We start from the raw sequence: 17581 nt of genomic DNA on the forward strand, positions 1-17581 counted from the left end.
CCCAGGACCGGGTACTTCTCTCCCACCGAGGCGGGTGGGAAACCGGGGTCCGGGGCGGAGCCCCGGGGCCGGGCAACCCTCACCCCACCGAGGCGGGCGGGTGGGCAAAGGACCGTAGGAGAGGACGCCACCGTGCCGGAGGGCCACACCATCCACCGCCTGGCGCAGGAGTACGCCACCCGCTTCGCCGGCACCCCCACCCACGTCACCAGCCCCCAGGGCAAGTTCTCCGACGCCGCCACCCTCCTCACCGGAGCGGAGCTCACCCGCACGGACGCCCACGGCAAACACCTCTTCCTCCGCTTCCGCGACAGCGACTGGGTCCACATCCACCTCGGCCTCTTCGGCAAGGTCACCTTCGGCGACGCCCCGGCGCCCCCGCCCACGGACACCGTCCGCCTCCGCCTCGCCAATGACACCGCGTACGTCGACCTCCGCGGCCCCACCACCTGCGCCCTGATCACCGACGCCGAGAAGCAGGCGGTACACGACCGCCTCGGCCCCGACCCCCTCCGCCCGGACGCCGACCCGGCCACCGCCTACGCCCGCGTCCGCCGCAGCCGTACGACGATCGCCGCCCTGCTCATGGACCAGAAGGTCATCGCGGGCGTCGGCAACGTCTACCGCGCCGAGGTCCTCTTCCGGCACGGCATCGACCCGTACCGCCTCGGCAAGGACATCACGCCCGCCGAGTGGGACGCCCTCTGGACCGACCTCGTCGGGCTCATGCGCGAGGGCGTCCGCAACAACCGCATCGACACCGTCCGCTCCGAGCACACCCCCGAGGCGATGGGCCGCCCACCCCGCGTGGACGACCACGGCGGCGAGGTCTACGTCTACCGCCGCGCCACCCTGCCCTGCCACATCTGCGCCACCGAGATCCGCACCGCCGACCTCGCCGCCCGCAACCTCTTCTGGTGCCCCACCTGCCAGAAACTCTGAGGCCGGCTAGAACCCGTGCGGCAGCCACGGCGCCACCGCCGACCCGAACCCCACCGACGCCTCCGCCAGCGCCCCCCGCCGAAGCTCCCGCACCCGCCCGGCCGCGGCCAGCGCGGTCAGCGGCACGCCACCGAGGTACGCCGCCCCCAACTCCCGTACCGAGAGCGACACCTCGGCCGTGTCCGACGTACGCTCGCAGGACGCCCCCTTCGCGTCCCCGCTCAGCCGCCACCGCCCGGAGTTCCACGGGCAGAAGTCGTCCGCCACCTCGAACACCACGTCCACCGGCGCCAGGTAGGTCCGCGCCGCGAGCGCCGCCCCCACGTCCACGAGCCGGACGTACAACGCGTCCCGCAGCCGCGGCAGGCACCGCCGGATGTCGGACACCAGGTACTGCCACGCGTCGTCGACCGGCCGCATCCGCATGCTCAGCGTCGACGTCAGGTCGATCCCGTACAGGAACCGCCACAGCGCGGCCCCGCTCGCCGGGTCCAGCGCGTCCAGGTCGCTCAGCACCACCGTGCCCTCGGGCCCACCGCTGTCCCAGCTGGGCTTGACCCGGTAGCGCGCGTACCCCGTGACCTCTCCGTCCCGCTCGGCGACCACGCACTGCAGCGGCGACGCGCCGCCCCGCTCGCTCTCCGGGTCCAGCAGCGTCAGCCGCGCCCAGCCGGGCGGCCGCTCCACCATCCCGGGCCGGGTCGGCACCAGCCGCGCGTACACCGCCTCGCAGGCGTCCAGCACGTCGGCGGGCGCCGCGTACCGCAGCCGTACGTCGTTGATGCCGGCGGGGACCGAGAGCCCGGCCCGGTTGGTGTCGATCTCGGCCTGCAACTGGAAGGTCGCCGCCCCGTACCCGAAGCGGCCGTAGATCGCGGGCTCGGAGGCGGTCAGCACCGCCAGCGGCTCGCCCCAGGACCGTACGTCGTCCAGCTGCCGCCGCATCATCGACGTCAGCACACCGCGCCGCCGGTGCGTGGCGGCCACGCTGACCATCGTCACCCCGGCCGCGGACACCAGCGCGCCGCCGGGCACGGTCATCCGGAAGCTGTACGCCCCCGCCGTCCCCACACACGCGTCTCCGTCCCACACGCCCAGGGAACGGTCGAACTCGGTGACGGACCGCCACGCCTGCCGCTCCTCCGACGACTCCGGAACCCCGCCGAACGCGCGGATCAGGTTGTCGTACCAGGGGTCCCACTCGTCCTGCCGCAGCACTCTCGGCCCGGTCACAAGGTCACTTGCCATACGCCATGCGTACCAGGGCGATACGGAACGGGCGAGCGAATTTCTCCCGGGCGGCAGCGTGACGGCATCCTGTGAAGTTCACTGTGAATCCGGGCCTCGGACGGGGGACAAGTGGGACCTCCCGTGCCAAGCAGCGGGTTCGATGGATAGGGTCCCGAACTAATGGCAGCAGGACGAGAGCGGCGCGCGGAAGCCGAGACGTTCACGGCCCGGTTGAAGATGCAGTGGCACCGGGCCCGCGTCGGCGTGCGCAGATCCGCCGTCGACTACTTCCGCGGGGACGGCTCCGACTGGATCGCGCTCGGCGGCCTGCTGCTGACCATCCCGCTGATCGCGGTGCTGACCCTCGCCAACTCGATCTGGTTCTCGCCGGCCGCGCTCGTGCTGCCCATCGTCGCCGGCGGCCTGCTGCTCCGTCCGGCGAGCCTGCTCGGCCTGTACGCCGCCGCGGCCACGGCGCTGATCGTGGAGTCGGTGCGGCTCGGGCCGTACCCCGAGGGCCCTGCCCGGGTCACCCCGGGTGTGGTGCTGGTGGTCGCCGCCTGCGGCTTGTTCGGGCTGCTGATCGCCCAGTTCCGCAGCAGGGTCGGCGTGCCCTGGCGGCGCGGCGGCACCATGCTGTTCGACCTGCGTGAACGCATCCGCGTGCAGAGCACGCTGCCGCAGCTGCCGGACGGCTGGCACCACGAGATGGCCCTGCGCCCGGCCGGTGGCCAGTCCTTCTCCGGCGACTTCGTGGTCGCCGCCCGTACGAACGGCGGCCGTACCCTGGAGGTCGTCCTCACGGACGTCTCCGGCAAAGGCATGGACGCGGGCTCGCGGGCGCTGCTGCTGTCGGGCGCGTTCGGCGGCCTGCTCGGCAGCCTGCCCCCGCACGCCTTCCTTCCCGCCGCCAACGGCTACCTCCTGCGCCAGGACTGGCAGGAGGGCTTCGCGACCTCCATCCACCTGGTCCTCGACCTGGACTCCGGCGATTACGAGCTGTACACCGCCGGCCACCCGCCGGGCCTGCAGCTCAGCGCGGGCAGCGGCCGCTGGGAGGAGAAGGCCGCCGAAGGCCCGCTCCTCGGCGTCTACGACGGCGCCCAGTTCGACCCGGTCAAAGGCTCCCTGCGGGCCGGCGACGTACTGATGCTGTTCACCGACGGCCTGGTGGAGACCTCCGACCGCGACATCACCGAAGGCATCGACCGCCTCACCGGCGAGGCCGACCGCTACGTCGCCGGCGGCTTCCACGGCGCCGCCTGGCACCTGATCGAAGCAGTGGCCAAGGACGTCAACGACGACCGCGCCCTCCTCCTCATCTGCCGCGAGGGCCCGACGGCCCAGACGGCACGCTGAGCCTGAGGGGTTTCAAAGCTGAGCGGTGCGGAGGTGTCCGCGGGCTCGGCGGGTGGTGACGCGGGGTGTTGGTAAGCGCTGGTGGCCGGCGTTGCGGAAGCCGAACGCGTTGCGGACGACGAGCCTGATCACGCGGTTGATTCCCTCGCCCTTGGCGTTGCTGTGCCCTGTGGCGGTGCGCCCCGGCCCGGCCCGGCGATCTGCCGGTGCCGAGCGCGTCGATGAAGCCCGTGTGCCACCGGTCGCGGACCAGGTGCCACTTTCCGGTGGTCAGGTCCTGTTCCCAGCGCGGTTTTCTGCGCCGGACCTCGTCGATGCCCAGCACCTGCGCCTCGGACAGCGGTGCCTTGGTGACCTCGTGGGGGGCGCGGAAGACATCCCTCACGGTAGGTCAGGAGAGGTGCGGGTCAAGGGTGGCCCGGATGACGGTGGACCCGGCATCGCGCAGCCGCGTGGTGATCCGTGCGCGCCGCGGGCCGGCTGCCCGAGCCGGCCTCCACGGAGATCGTGCCGCTCATCGACGGCTTCGGCGCGCTGCGCGACGACTTCCAGGAACCGGACGACGCGGTCGCCGACATCCTCAAGCACGACAGCGGCTACGGCATCCACGTCGTCGCCGGCATGCTGCGCTGGAACGACGTGCGCATCGCCACCCAGTCCCAGTTCGGCACCCGCGTCGACCTGCGGCTGAACGACCCGAGCGAGTCCACCATCGACCGCAAGCCCGCCGAGACCCTGTCCCCGGAGGAGAAGAGCCGCGTCCTCACCGACGGCAGGCTGTTCGCCCAGGTCGCCCTGCCCCTTACCGACTCGCCGACGAGCGCCTGGTCCTCGGCGCCACGCGACAGGCCGGAGGCCGCCCGCGGACAGCCCCCGGCACCGGCCGTCGAGGAGCGCCGCTCTCAGCGCACCGCCGCCGCCTCGCGCTCGGCGCCACGGCCCGCCGACTTCTCGCGATCGCGGGCCGGTCGGTCCGTGTCCTGCCGGAAGGCCCAGTCCATCCTCGGCTCCATGGCGAACCGGAAGAAACGTCGCACGGGCGGGGTGCACAGCACGGTCATACCGCCCGCCGCGAGGAGGGTGACGACGACCGCGCCGACCGGGCTGTGCAGCCAGCCCGCGTCGAACCCGCCCGCGTACAGCACGCCCTTGACCACGAAACCGTGCAGCAGATAGCCGCACAGCGTGCCCGCGCCGAGCGCCGTGCACCACATCCGCCGGCCCGGCACCCAGGCGAGGAAACAGGCGGTCAGCACCAGCGCACAGCCGAACAACGCCAGCACCATGACCGGCCCGGCCCACCACGGGGCACCCAGGTCCTGCGCGGCGCTGTTCCGGTACACCCACCCGGTGTTCACGTGCGGCACGCTCCACCAGCCGACGGCCAGCGTCAGCACGAACACCGGCACCGACAGGATCCGCGCCGAGCGACGGCGCACCAGACGGAAGTGCTCGGGCTTCAGACACAGGCCCAGCACGAAGCAGGGCAGGAACTGAAAGACGCGCTGGAGTTCCAGTTCGCCACTCATTCCCGGGGTGACCGAGGCCAGCATGGCGACGCCGAGGGCGACGGGCAGAGGCCAACGCACCAGTTTCCAGACGGGTGTGGTCAGACGCCAGATGAACAGGGCGCACAGGAACCAGGCCAGGTACCAGGGGGCGAAGAGGTTGATCTGCCGGTCGTCGGAATGGCCGACGAAGACCCGGAAGAGTGAATAGGCGAGCTGGAAGACGACGTACGGCACGAGAACGCCGGTGATCAGCCGCTTCAGCCGGTGCGGACGAAGATCGAAACTACGGGAGAAGAAGCCGGAGATGATGATGAACGCCGGCATGTGGAAGATGTACACGACGTTGTACGCGGTTTCGAGGGCCCGGCTGTCGCTCTTGATCGCCGCCCAGGTGTGCCCCATGCCCACCAGCACGATCGCCAGGTACTTCGCATTGTCGAAGAACGGATCGCGCTGCTCTCCGGATCTTCCGCCATGCTCAACCGGCCGCCGCGGGCTGGGCACTCCCGGTGCGGACGACTGTGCCGGGGGAAGCGGTGTTCTGTTAGGGCCGGGGGACGAGGCAGCGTGGAACATCTGAGGCACCCTAGCGTTGTCTGTGGGATTTCACGGAACGCCCGACGGCAATCCTGGTTATTCGCTGCGGCTACCCAGGAATTGACGACAAGTGTGTGACCGGCGGGTGACGGTCGACACATCGTCCGCCTCGTTCAGGCACAGCATCCGCACCCACGATGTCGTGATTCATGGCAACAAGTCGACCCATGGTGCGCGCCGTGCGGCAGCAATTCGAATGGCCTGTGAACGTAATGTATGGGCCTTGAAACGAAATTACTCGATTCGCCCTGGAGCCGCGGCGGTGATGAGCGCCGAATTACCCTGCGGGACACGGCCGGTGAGCGGCACCGGCCCTGCGAGCCTGATGCCCGGGCCGCAGTGCTGACCGATGATGCGTCAGCCCCCGCATACAGGAGCCGCGTTGGTGGCACGATGGTTCCAGCGAGGTGCGCGGGGCTGGCGTCCCCGGGCCGGGAGAGCGGACCGACCGAGGGTGTGATCAGTTGTGGCCATTTCACTGTCCGTGGTGCTGCTGTTGGCGATCATCCTGGTGGTGTTGCTCCGAGGGGGATCCATCAAGGCGGGGCCGGCCATCGTCGCCGTGCTCTTCGGCTTCTTCCTCGCCTCCACCGGCATCGCCCCGTCGATCAGCCGCTTCCTGGACTCGATAGCGCACACGATCAACTCGATCAGCTTCTGAGCGGCGTCGGGACACCCGAAAACGATCAGGGCCAGGCGGGAGTCCTCCTCCGACCTGGCCCTGAGCCGTACAGAGCGGGCGACGGGAATCGAACCCGCGTAGCCAGTTTGGAAGACTGGGGCTCTACCATTGAGCTACGCCCGCACACAGTGCGCGCCGCGGGTCTGTCGACCGCGGCACATCAGGCATCGTAGCGGGTCGTGGGGCGTCGCCGCACACCCCGGGGGCGTACGCCGGTCGTACGCATCCGCGAGCCCTCACTCGTGAGTCTGATGCCGGCCTCCGCGGACCGTGATTTGTGGTAGTTTCCGCCTGTCCCGAAAGGGATCGGTTCGGACTGGACCGCAACCCTCGGGTTGAAAGCCCCCCTCCTTCAGGTGGGGGAGCGGAGTCACGTACCCTACGTGTCGCACAGGCGGGGTGTGGCGCAGCTTGGTAGCGCGTCCGCTTTGGGAGCGGAAGGCCGTGGGTTCAAATCCCGCCACCCCGACGATTCGCCGGCCGACGGTCGGCGTCACCGCGCGTGATCGCCTTTTGGGGCGAAGAGTGGCTGCGGTTACTATTCAAACTGCGCGCCCGTGTGTCCGGTCCTGCTGGGGCTGCGAACGCCTCCGGGCGGCGAAACATCCGCCGGAACCGTCCGGCCCCGGCAGAATCCAAGAAGTCAGCCACAAGGAGACCGAACCGTGAAGAGCGCCGTGGAGACCCTGAACCCGACCCGGGTTCGGCTCACTGTCGAGGTGCCCTTCGAGGAGCTCAAGGACAGCCTCGACGCGGCGTACAAGAAGATCAACCAGCAGGTCACGGTCAAGGGCTTCCGCAAGGGCAAGATCCCGGCCCGGGTCATCGACCAGCGGTTCGGCCGCGGTGCGGTGCTGGAGGAGGCCGTCAACGACGCGCTTCCGCGGTTCTACACCGACGCGGTCAACGAGGCCGAGCTGAACCCGCTGGGCCAGCCGGAGGTCGACATCACCGAGCTGAAGGACGGCGAGACGCTGAACTTCACCGCCGAGGTCGACGTCCGCCCGACCATCGAGATCCCGGACTACTCCGGCATCGAGGTCGAGGTCGACGCCGTCGAGGTGACCGACGAGGACGTCGAGAAGGCGGTCGAGCAGCTGCGTGAGCGCTTCGCCTCCACGACCCCGGTCGAGCGCGCCGCCGAGGACGGCGACGTGGTGACCATCGACCTCGAGGCCAAGGTCGACGGCGAGGTCCTGGAGGACGGCGTCGCGAACGGCGTCTCCTACACGATCGGCTCCGGTGAGCTGCTGGACGGCATCGACGACGCCGTGAAGGGGCTCGAGGCGGGTGGCGAGGCCACTTTCGCCTCCGAGCTCAAGGGCGGCTCCGCGGCCGGCAGGGAGGCCGAGGTCACCGTCAAGGTCACCCAGGTCGCCGCCCGGGAACTGCCCGAGCTGGACGACGAGTTCGCACAGCTCGCCTCCGAGTTCGACACCCTCGAGGAGCTGAGGGCCGACAGCCGCAAGCGCCTGGAGAACATGAAGCAGTTCGACCAGGCCACGCAGGCCCAGGAGCGCGTCCTGGACAAGCTGCTCGAGCTGGTCGAGGTCCCCGTCCCCGAGAAGCTGCTCGAGGACGAGGTCAACACCCGTAAGCACAACCTCGAGCACCACCAGCTCGCGCAGATGGGCCTCACCCTCGACAAGTACCTGGAGATCCAGGACAAGACCGCCGAGGAGTTCGAGACCGAGACCCGCGAGGCCGCGGTCAAGGGCATCAAGACCCAGTTCGTGCTCGACGAGCTCGTCAACAAGGAGGAGCTGGGCGTCAGCCAGGAGGAGCTCACCGAGCACCTCATGCGGCGTGCGGCCTCCTCCGGCATGTCCCCCGACCAGTTCGCGCAGGCCGTCGTCCAGCAGAACCAGGTTCCGCTGCTGGTCGGCGAGGTCGCCCGCGGCAAGGCCCTGGCCGTCGTGGTCGAGGCCGCGACCGTGAAGGACACCAACGGCGAGATCGTCGACCTGGACGACGAGGACGAGGCCGCCGAGACCGCCGAGACCGCCGAGGCCGCCGAGGCTGCGGAGGCCACCGAGGTCGCCGAGGCCACCGAGGCGTCCGCCGAGGACAAGGGCGAGGGCGAGGAGAAGGCCGAGGCCTGATCCGTACGGCACCTCCCATGCACGCAGGACGGGCCCCGGGTACGTTGTGACCTGGGGCCCGTTCGCCTACTCAAGGGGCGCGGGGCCACAGACACCACGGCGTACGCCCCCGGCGAACACCCCAGGAACCGGGATGGCACCGCAGGGCCTGCGCGTTAGGGTCCTTGAATACGAGGGCAGGGGAGTCCCCGAACATCGCCGGACGGCCCCCACGCCCCGGCAGAACACGTAAGACGGCCCCGTGCCGTCGTAAGACGAGCAGGTGGATACGTGACGAATCTGATGCCCTCCGCCGCCGGCGAGCCTTCCATCGGTGGTGGCCTCGGCGACCAGGTCTACAACCGGCTGCTCAACGAGCGGATCATCTTCCTCGGCCAGCCGGTCGACGACGACATCGCGAACAAGATCACCGCACAGCTGCTGCTCCTTGCCGCCGACCCGGACAAGGACATCTACCTCTACATCAACAGCCCGGGCGGTTCGATCACGGCCGGCATGGCGATCTACGACACCATGCAGTACATCAAGAACGACGTGGTGACCATCGCCATGGGCCTCGCGGCCTCGATGGGCCAGTTCCTGCTCAGCGCCGGCACCCGGGGCAAGCGCTTCGCGCTGCCGAACGCCGAGATCCTGATCCACCAGCCCTCCGCCGGCCTGGCGGGCTCGGCCTCGGACATCAAGATCCACGCCGAGCGGCTGCTGCACACCAAGAAGCGCATGGCGGAACTCACCGCCTTCCACACCGGCCAGTCGGTCGAGCAGATCACCCGCGACTCCGACCGCGACCGCTGGTTCGACGCCCACGAGGCCAAGGACTACGGCCTCATCGACGAGGTCATCGAGTCGGCCGCCGGCATGCCGGGCGGCGGCGGCACCGGGGCCTGAGCCGCCCACGGAGGCCACACGGCCCCTGAGCCGCTCCCGCGGAGTCCCCGGCCCCGGGGAGGCGCCCCAGACGTCCGAAGGCCTCCGTGAAGCCCAGCCAGCCCCCAGCCGACCGCCCAGCCCCCTTCCAGGAGAGACACCGTGAACGACTTCCCCGGCAGCGGCCTCTACGACCGTACCCGCGCCGAGTACACCGGCCCCACGGCCGAGTCCCGCTACGTCATCCCCCGCTTCGTGGAGCGCACCTCCCAGGGCATTCGCGAGTACGACCCGTACGCGAAGCTCTTCGAGGAGCGCGTGATCTTCCTCGGCGTCCAGATCGACGACGCCTCCGCCAACGACGTCATGGCGCAGCTGCTGTGCCTGGAGTCGATGGACCCCGACCGGGACATCTCGGTCTACATCAACAGCCCCGGCGGCTCCTTCACGGCGCTGACGGCCATCTACGACACGATGCAGTTCGTGAAGCCCGACATCCAGACGGTCTGCATGGGCCAGGCGGCCTCCGCCGCCGCCGTCCTGCTGGCCGCCGGCACGCCGGGCAAGCGCATGGCGCTGCCGAACGCCCGTGTGCTGATCCACCAGCCCTACAGCGAGACCGGCCGCGGCCAGGTCTCCGACCTGGAGATCGCCGCCAACGAGATCCTCCGGATGCGTTCGCAGCTGGAGGAGATGCTGGCCAAGCACTCCAGCACGCCGATCGAGAAGATCCGTGAGGACATCGAGCGCGACAAGATCCTCACGGCCGAGGAGGCGCTGTCGTACGGGCTGATCGACCAGATCATTTCCACCCGGAAGATGAACAACGCCTCCGTCCGCTGAGGCGAAGGCAGGAACGTCTGCCGCTCCTTGGCACAGTGCACGTCAAAGTGAACCGTGCCAAGGGGGGCCCGAACGGGGGGCCCGGCAAGGTACCGTCGACATAAGGCAGCACCAGGAGCCGCTGGACTCAACGCGTCCAGGCGTCTCCCAGGCGAAGGGGAAGCACACCGTGGCACGCATCGGTGACGGCGGCGATCTGCTCAAGTGCTCGTTCTGCGGAAAGAGCCAGAAGCAGGTCAAGAAGCTCATCGCAGGGCCCGGTGTGTACATCTGCGACGAGTGCATCGATCTCTGCAACGAGATCATCGAGGAGGAGCTCGCGGAGAGCAGCGAGGTGCGCTGGGAGGAGCTTCCCAAGCCCCGCGAGATCTACGAGTTCCTGGACGGGTACGTCGTCGGCCAGGAGGCCGCCAAGAAGTCCCTGTCCGTCGCGGTGTACAACCACTACAAGCGCGTCCAGGCCGGCGAGAACGGCGGCGCGCAGGGCCGCGAGGACGCCATCGAGCTCGCCAAGTCCAACATCCTCCTGCTGGGCCCCACGGGCTCGGGCAAGACCCTGCTGGCCCAGACGCTGGCCCGCATGCTGAACGTCCCGTTCGCCATCGCCGACGCCACGGCGCTGACCGAGGCGGGGTACGTGGGCGAGGACGTCGAGAACATCCTGCTGAAGCTGATCCAGGCGGCCGACTACGACGTCAAGAAGGCCGAGACCGGGATCATCTACATCGACGAGATCGACAAGGTCGCGCGGAAGAGCGAGAACCCCTCCATCACGCGCGACGTGTCCGGCGAGGGCGTCCAGCAGGCCCTGCTGAAGATCCTCGAGGGCACCACGGCCTCCGTCCCGCCCCAGGGCGGCCGCAAGCACCCGCACCAGGAGTTCATCCAGATCGACACGACGAACGTCCTGTTCATCGTGGGCGGCGCCTTCGCGGGCCTGGAGAAGATCATCGAGGGACGCGCGGGTGCCAAGGGCATCGGCTTCGGCGCGACGATCCGTTCCAAGCGGGAGCTGGAGGACAAGGACCAGTTCGAGGACGTCATGCCCGAGGACCTGGTCAAGTTCGGCATGATCCCGGAGTTCATCGGCCGCCTGCCGGTGATCACCTCGGTCCACAACCTGGACCGCGAGGCGCTGCTGAAGATCCTGGTCGAACCGCGCAACGCCCTGGTCAAGCAGTACCAGCGTCTGTTCGAACTCGACGGCGTGGAACTCGACTTCGAACGCGAGGCCCTGGAGGCCATCGCCGACCAGGCCATCCTCCGCCAGACCGGCGCCCGCGGCCTGCGCGCCATCATGGAGGAGGTCCTGATGTCGGTGATGTACGAGGTGCCGTCGCGCAAGGACGTGGCGAGGGTCGTCATCACCGCCGACGTCGTCCGCTCCAACGTCAACCCGACCCTGATCCCGAGGGACGCGCGCGGCCGGGGGCCGGGCGAGCAGAAGACGGCGTAACCGCCGAGGCACGGACGGCAGAAGGGGCCCCGGTCGACCGACCGGGGCCCCTTCTGCCGTGTGGGTGCGCGTCAGGCCTCGACGCGGACGTCCTTGCGGAGCTTGGCCGTGGTGTCGGCCGCGTCCTCGGGGGTGCTCGACTTGCCGGTCAACGCGCTGGCGACGTCGACCGGCATCACGAGCCCGAGGGTGCTGTGGTCACCCCAGATGCAGACCGGCATCGTCATGTCCTTGGGGCCGGCGGCCGAGCCGCTCGACGAGCCCAGCTTGACCTTGATCTCCTGGCACTTGAGGACGGCGCCGCCGAGGCCGCTCGGGCTGTACGCCTTCGGACTGCCGACGAGCTCACCGTCCTTGGTGCCCTCCTTCTCCGCGTTCTTCTTCATGTCCGCGAACATGCTGTCGACGGCCTTCTCGGGGTCGTCGATGGTGCCGTAGACGCCGCCGAAGGTGATCATCTTCTGGCCGAACGGGTTGCTCTTGTCCCCCGACTCATAGCTGGCGCTGACGTCCTTCGGGCTCTTCACGCCCCAGCTCTCGGCGTCCTTCAGGTCCGACTTGGACATGCCGTCGCCCCCGGAGCTCTTGCCCTTCTTGTACTGGCCGTCGAGAACCGTTTCGGGTGTGACCAACTTGTGCGGTCCGTCGTCCGCGACGTTCGAGCCGCTGCCCCCGCCGAACACGAAGTACGCGCCCACCGCGATCGCCACCACGACCGCCACCGCGCCGATGATCAGGGCCGCCGTCCTGCCCTTGCCGCCGCCCGAGGCCGGGGGCGGGGGGACGGCGCCGTACGGGGGCTGGCCGTACGGGGGCTGCTGGCCGTAGGGGGACTGCTGGCCGTAGGGGCCCGGCTGGGGCGGGACACCCGGGCCGGGCTGCTGAGGGTAGCCGTAACCGGGCTGGGGCGGAGGGGCCTGCTGAGGGTAGCCGTAGCCGGGCTGCGCGGGCGGAGTCTGCGGCGGTTGCTGGCCGTAGGGACCCGGCTGGCCGTACGGCCCGGGCTGCTGGGGCTGCCCGCCGTACGGGCCCGGCTGGTTGCTGCTCATTACGGGGTTCCCCTCCAGGTGCTTATGTGTTCCTGACATCCTGACCCAGCCACGTCGCGCGCAGGGTGCCGGGGTCCCGCACCGTTACAGAACAAATGCGGTTCGGGACCGCGCCGTAACACCTCTAAACTGACCCCGTGACCGAGAACGCTCAGCAGCAGCCACCAGCGCCCGACACCGAACTGCCGACCCAGTACGCGCCGGCCGACGTAGAGGGGCCGCTGTACGAGCGCTGGGTGGAGCGGGGGTACTTCGAGGCGGACGCGAAGAGTGAAAAACCGCCGTACACCATCGTCATCCCGCCGCCGAACGTCACCGGCTCGCTCCACCTGGGGCACGCCTTCGAGCACACGCTCATCGACGCCCTCACCCGCCGCAAGCGCATGCAGGGCCACGAGACGCTGTGGCAGCCCGGCATGGACCACGCGGGCATCGCCACCCAGAACGTCGTCGAGCGCGAGCTCGCCAAGGAGGGCAAGTCCCGGCACGACCTGGGCCGCGAGGCCTTCGTCGAGCGCGTCTGGCAGTGGAAGAACGAGTCCGGCGGGCAGATCTCCGGCCAGATGCGCCGCCTCGGCGACGGCGTCGCCTGGTCGCGTGAGCGCTTCACCATGGACGAAGGGCTCTCCCAGGCCGTCCAGACCATCTTCAAGCGGCTCTACGACGACGAGCTGATCTACCGCGCCGAGCGCATCATCAACTGGTGCCCCCGGTGCCTGACCGCCATCTCCGACATCGAGGTCGAGTACCAGGACGACGACGGCGAGCTCGTCTCGATGAAGTACGGCGACGGCGACGACACCATCGTGGTCGCCACCACCCGTGCCGAGACCATGCTCGGCGACACCGCCGTCGCCGTTCACCCCGACGACGAGCGCTACCGGCACCTCGTCGGCAAGCTCATCAAGCTGCCGCTGACGGACCGCTCCATCCCCGTCATCGCCGACGAGCACGTCGACCCCGAGTTCGGCACCGGAGCCGTCAAGGTCACCCCGGCGCACGACCCGAACGACTTCGAGATCGGCCAGCGGCACGACCTGCCGTCCATCGCCGTGATGGACGAGCACGCGGTCATCACCGCGCACGGCCCCTTCCAGGGCCTGGACCGCCTGGAGGCCCGCTCCGCCATCGTCGCCGCGCTGCGCGCCGAGGGCCGGATCGTCGCCGAGAAGCGGCCCTACGTCCACTCCGTCGGCCACTGCTCGCGCTGCAAGACCACCATCGAGCCGCGCCTGTCCATGCAGTGGTGGGTCAAGGTCGGCCCGCTGGCCAAGGCCGCCGGTGACGCCGTCCGGGACGGCCGCGTCACGATCCATCCGCAGGAGATGGAGAAGCGGTACTTCGACTGGGTCGACAACCTCCACGACTGGTGCATCTCGCGGCAGCTGTGGTGGGGCCACCGGATCCCCGTCTGGTACGGGCCGAACGGGGAGGTCGTCTGCGTCGGCCCGGACGAGGAGCCGCCCAGCGGCGAGGGCTGGCACCAGGACACCGACGTCCTCGACACCTGGTTCTCCTCCGGCCTGTGGCCGTTCTCCACGCTCGGCTGGCCCGAGCAGACCGAGAGCCTCGCGAAGTTCTACCCGAACTCCGTCCTGGTCACCGGCTACGACATCCTCTTCTTCTGGGTCGCCCGGATGATGATGTTCGGCCTGTACGCGATGGACGGCACCCCGCCGTTCCACACCATCGCCCTGCACGGCATGGTCCGCGACCAGTTCGGCAAGAAGATGTCGAAGTCCTTCGGCAACGCGGTCAACCCGCTGGACTGGATGGACAAGTACGGCTCCGACGCTCTCCGGTTCACGCTCGCCCGCGGCGCCAACCCGGGTGTCGACGTGCCGATCGGCGAGGACTGGGTCCAGGGCTCGCGCAACTTCGCCAACAAGATCTGGAACGCGACGCGCTTCGCACTGATGAACGGTGCGACGGTGGACGGTCCGCTGCCGGACGTCTCGAAGATGTCGGCGACCGACCGCTGGATCCTGTCCCGGCTGAACTCGGTCGTCGCCGAGGTCGACGCGTACTACGACGACTTCCAGTTCGCCAAGCTGTCCGACGCGCTGTTCCACTTCGCGTGGGACGAGGTCTTCGACTGGTACGTCGAGCTGTCCAAGACCACCTTCCAGGCGGGCGGCGAGGCGGCCGAGGTCTCCAAGCGGGTGCTGGGCGAGGTCCTGGACGTCACGCTGAGGCTGCTGCACCCGGTGGTTCCGTTCGTCACGGAGACCCTGTGGACCACCCTTACGGGTGGTGAGTCGGTCGTCATCGCCGAGTGGCCGACCGACAGCGGCTTCCGGGACGCGGAGGCCGAGCGTGAGATCGGGACGCTGCAGTCCGTCATCACCGAGGTGCGGCGGTTCCGGGCCGACCAGGGGCTGCAGCCGGGGCAGCGGGTGCCGGCGCGGCTGACGCTGGACGGTACGGCGCTGGTGTCGCACGAGGCGGCGATCCGGCAGTTGCTGCGGCTGCAGCCGCAGGGCGACTCCTTCACGGCCACGGCGACCCTGCCGGTCGCGGGCGTCGAGGTCGCGCTGGACCTGTCGGGCGCGATCGACGTGGCCGCCGAGCGGAAGCGGCTGGCGAAGGACCTGGCTGCCGCCGAGAAGGAGAAGGCCCAGGCCAACGCCAAGCTCGGCAACGAGGCGTTCCTGGCGAAGGCGCCCGACCATGTGGTCGAGAAGATCCGTACGCGGCTGGCCAAGGCCGAGGAGGACATCACGCGGATCGCCGCGCAGCTGGAGCGGTTGCCGCAGGGCTGACTGCCGCTACGTTGCCAAAAGCCCCGGAGCTGTCTGGTTCCGGGGCTTTCGGTTGCCGTGGGGCGGGGACGCTCACCGCGCTCGACGGGTGCTGCCCGCGCCCACCCTCCCCCGAGCTCTCGGCTTCGCTCGAGCAGGGGCCCCATCGCCCTGGGGGTCCCCCAGGCGTTCAGCACTGGGGGAGGCACGACTGCCCGCCGGCTATGCGGCACGCATGCCCGCAGGCTGCGTACGTAGACTGGGCCCCGTGAGTGAGCTCCCCCCGGACCCCAGTGGTCAGCACGACCCCCTCGACTCCTTCGACGAGATCATCGCGACCGAGACCGACCGCGACCCCGATCTCGCGGTGATCGAGGCCGGTAGCCGTACCCTGCGGACGCAGGGCGGGCCGCCGCGGGCGGAGGTGCCGGGGCGGCCGGAGGATCCCGAGGTCGACAAGGCGCTGCGGGAGGTCGAGGGGGAGCTGGCCACCCGCTGGGGCGAGACCAAGCTGGAGCCCTCGGTCAGCAGGATCTCCGCGCTGATGGACGTCCTGGGCGAGCCGCAGCGGTCGTACCCCTCCATCCACATCACCGGCACCAACGGCAAGACCTCCACCGCCCGCATGATCGAGGCCCTGCTCGGCGCCTTCGAGCTGCGCACCGGCCGGTACACCTCCCCGCACGTGCAGTCGATCACCGAGCGGATCAGCCTGGACGGCGCACCGGTCTCCGCCGAGCGGTTCGTCGAGACGTACCACGACATCAAGCCGTACGTGGAGATGGTCGACGCCTCGCAGGAGTACCGGCTGTCCTTCTTCGAGGTGCTGACCGGCATGGCGTACGCCGCCTTCGCCGACGCGCCGGTGGACGTGGCCGTCGTCGAGGTGGGCATGGGCGGCAGCTGGGACGCCACCAACGTCATCGACGCGGACGTCGCCGTCGTCACCCCCATCGCCCTCGACCACACCGACCGGCTCGGTGCCACCACGGGCGAGATCGCCGGGGAGAAGGCCGGCATCATCAAGCAGGACGCGACCGTGATCATGGCCCAGCAGCCGGTGGACGCAGCCCAGGTGCTGCTGAAGAAGGCCGTGGAGGTCAACGCGACCGTGGCCCGTGAGGGGCTGGAGTTCGGCGTCCTGGCGCGGCAGGTGGCCGTCGGCGGGCAGCTGCTCACCCTGCGCGGCCTGGGCGGCGAGTACACCGAGGTGTACCTGCCGCTGCACGGCGCCCACCAGGCGCACAACGCCGCCGTGGCGCTCGCCGCCGTGGAGGCGTTCTTCGGCGTCGGCGCCCAGCGCGCCGAGCCGCTGGACGCGGAGACGGTCCGCAAGGCGTTCGCGTCGGTCGCCTCGCCGGGCCGGCTGGAGGTCGTACGGCGCTCGCCGACCGTGGTGCTGGACGCCGCGCACAACCCGGCGGGCGCGCGGGTCACCGCCGAGGCGGTCCAGGAGGCGTTCGACTTCAGCCGGCTGATCGGTGTGGTCGGAGCCAGCGGCGACAAGAACGTGCGCGGTCTGCTGGAGGCGTTCGAGCCGATCTTCGCGGAGGTCGTGGTCACGCAGAACTCCAGCCACCGCGCGATGGACGCCGACGAACTGGCCGCCATCGCCGTCGAGGTGTTCGGCGAGGACCGGGTCCAGGTCGAACCGCGGCTGCCGGACGCGCTGGAGGCCGCGATCACGCTCGCCGAGGAGGAAAGCGAGTTCGCCGGTGGCGGTGTGCTGGTCACCGGTTCCGTCATCACTGTCGGTGAGGCCCGACTGCTCCTCGGGAGGGGCTGACTTCTCGTGCGTACGCTGTGTTCCTCGACCCTGATCGGCGAGTTCTTCGTCATCGGTTTCGCCGCGCTGGTCGCGATGAAGGACCCCGGCCTGTCCACGACGACCGTGTGGACGGTCAGCGGCGTCGCCATGCTGCTGTGCCTGCTGCTGTGCGGCCTGGTGACCCGGCCCGGCGGCGTGGCCCTCGGCTGGGCGCTGCAGGTCGCACTGATCGCCTCCGGCCTGGTCGTGCCGCTGATGTACTTCCTGGGCGCGGTGTTCGCGGCCCTGTGGTGGGCGTCGGTGCACTACGGGCGGAAGGTCGACGAGGCGAAGGCCAGGTTCGCCGCGCAGGCCGCCGAACCCACCGAGGCGAGCCCCTCCTCCCCCGACCCTGCGTGACAGCAGCCCTGTAACCTCGTCCCACCGCATATCTG

The 17581-nt window shown here is 69.8% G+C and carries 13 protein-coding genes, 2 tRNA genes and 2 pseudogenes; 12 read left to right on the top strand and 5 right to left on the bottom strand.

The features are described from left to right. The first annotated feature begins 132 nt into the window (after positions 1-132). Positions 133-942, top strand: a complete 810-nt coding sequence (locus tag ACX25U_RS24190; protein WP_454383081.1) for an Fpg/Nei family DNA glycosylase — start codon at positions 133-135, stop codon at positions 940-942. A 6-nt stretch (positions 943-948) separates the two neighbouring features. On the opposite strand, the gene ACX25U_RS24195 is transcribed toward ACX25U_RS24190, so the two are convergent. Next, a complete protein-coding gene (locus ACX25U_RS24195) occupies positions 949-2190 on the bottom strand; it encodes a GNAT family N-acetyltransferase (RefSeq protein ID WP_454383082.1) in 1242 nt (413 codons plus the stop codon). Between the two features lie 162 nt (positions 2191-2352). Between ACX25U_RS24195 and ACX25U_RS24200 the strand changes: the two genes are divergently transcribed. Continuing rightward, the gene (locus ACX25U_RS24200; RefSeq protein ID WP_454383083.1) at positions 2353-3531 is read left to right on the top strand and encodes a PP2C family protein-serine/threonine phosphatase; all 1179 of its coding nucleotides are present in this window, start codon (positions 2353-2355) and stop codon (positions 3529-3531) included. 12 nt (positions 3532-3543) lie between these two features. On the opposite strand, the pseudogene ACX25U_RS24205 reads toward ACX25U_RS24200, so the two are convergent. Next, a pseudogene (locus tag ACX25U_RS24205) lies at positions 3544-3687 on the bottom strand (hypothetical protein); the annotation flags it as partial. A 303-nt stretch (positions 3688-3990) separates the two neighbouring features. Between ACX25U_RS24205 and ACX25U_RS24210 the strand changes: the two are divergent. Further along, positions 3991-4341, top strand: a pseudogene (locus ACX25U_RS24210) (hypothetical protein); the annotation flags it as partial. Between the two features lie 92 nt (positions 4342-4433). On the opposite strand, the gene ACX25U_RS24215 reads toward ACX25U_RS24210, so the two are convergent. Beyond that, the gene (locus tag ACX25U_RS24215) at positions 4434-5546 is read right to left on the bottom strand and encodes an acyltransferase family protein (protein WP_454383084.1); all 1113 of its coding nucleotides are present in this window, start codon (positions 5544-5546) and stop codon (positions 4434-4436) included. A 559-nt stretch (positions 5547-6105) separates the two neighbouring features. Between ACX25U_RS24215 and ACX25U_RS24220 the strand changes: the two genes are divergently transcribed. After that, positions 6106-6300 carry a hypothetical protein gene (locus ACX25U_RS24220; protein ID WP_454383086.1) on the top strand — a complete coding sequence of 65 codons (195 nt, stop codon included), beginning with the start codon at positions 6106-6108 and terminating at the stop codon, positions 6298-6300. 73 nt (positions 6301-6373) lie between these two features. On the opposite strand, the gene ACX25U_RS24225 is transcribed toward ACX25U_RS24220, so the two are convergent. Beyond that, positions 6374-6444, bottom strand: a tRNA-Gly gene (locus ACX25U_RS24225). Positions 6445-6716: 272 nt separating this feature from the next. Between ACX25U_RS24225 and ACX25U_RS24230 the strand changes: the two genes are divergently transcribed. The 5 genes from ACX25U_RS24230 (at position 6717) to clpX (ending at position 11589) form a co-directional block, all read left to right on the top strand. Continuing rightward, positions 6717-6790 (top strand) — tRNA-Pro (locus tag ACX25U_RS24230). 196 nt (positions 6791-6986) lie between these two features. Beyond that, positions 6987-8423, top strand: a complete 1437-nt coding sequence (gene tig, locus ACX25U_RS24235; RefSeq protein ID WP_454383088.1) for a trigger factor — start codon at positions 6987-6989, stop codon at positions 8421-8423. Positions 8424-8705: 282 nt separating this feature from the next. Next, positions 8706-9311, top strand: a complete 606-nt coding sequence (locus tag ACX25U_RS24240) for an ATP-dependent Clp protease proteolytic subunit (protein WP_454394484.1) — start codon at positions 8706-8708, stop codon at positions 9309-9311. Between the two features lie 141 nt (positions 9312-9452). Next, positions 9453-10133 carry an ATP-dependent Clp protease proteolytic subunit gene (locus tag ACX25U_RS24245; RefSeq protein WP_361408447.1) on the top strand — a complete coding sequence of 227 codons (681 nt, stop codon included), beginning with the start codon at positions 9453-9455 and terminating at the stop codon, positions 10131-10133. A gap of 169 nt (positions 10134-10302) precedes the next feature. Then, a complete protein-coding gene (gene clpX / locus ACX25U_RS24250) occupies positions 10303-11589 on the top strand; it encodes an ATP-dependent Clp protease ATP-binding subunit ClpX (protein WP_454383090.1) in 1287 nt (428 codons plus the stop codon). Between the two features lie 71 nt (positions 11590-11660). Here clpX and ACX25U_RS24255 read toward each other — a convergent pair whose 3' ends face one another. After that, positions 11661-12638 (bottom strand): hypothetical protein, encoded by a 978-nt coding sequence (locus ACX25U_RS24255; protein WP_454383092.1) that lies wholly within the window; start codon positions 12636-12638, stop codon positions 11661-11663. A gap of 137 nt (positions 12639-12775) precedes the next feature. Between ACX25U_RS24255 and ACX25U_RS24260 the strand changes: the two genes are divergently transcribed. From ACX25U_RS24260 to ACX25U_RS24270, 3 genes are all read left to right on the top strand, one after another. Continuing rightward, positions 12776-15400, top strand: a complete 2625-nt coding sequence (locus ACX25U_RS24260) for a valine--tRNA ligase (RefSeq protein WP_454383094.1) — start codon at positions 12776-12778, stop codon at positions 15398-15400. A 247-nt stretch (positions 15401-15647) separates the two neighbouring features. Then, complete coding sequence (gene folC / locus ACX25U_RS24265; protein ID WP_454383096.1) at positions 15648-17165, top strand: bifunctional tetrahydrofolate synthase/dihydrofolate synthase; 1518 nt, start codon at positions 15648-15650, stop codon at positions 17163-17165. Positions 17166-17171: 6 nt separating this feature from the next. Further along, positions 17172-17546: a DUF4233 domain-containing protein gene (locus tag ACX25U_RS24270; RefSeq protein ID WP_454383098.1), complete on the top strand. Its 375-nt coding sequence runs from the start codon at positions 17172-17174 to the stop codon at positions 17544-17546. Positions 17547-17581 lie beyond the last annotated feature (35 nt).

The sequence above is a fragment of the Streptomyces sp. JNUCC 63 genome, from assembly GCF_054366325.1.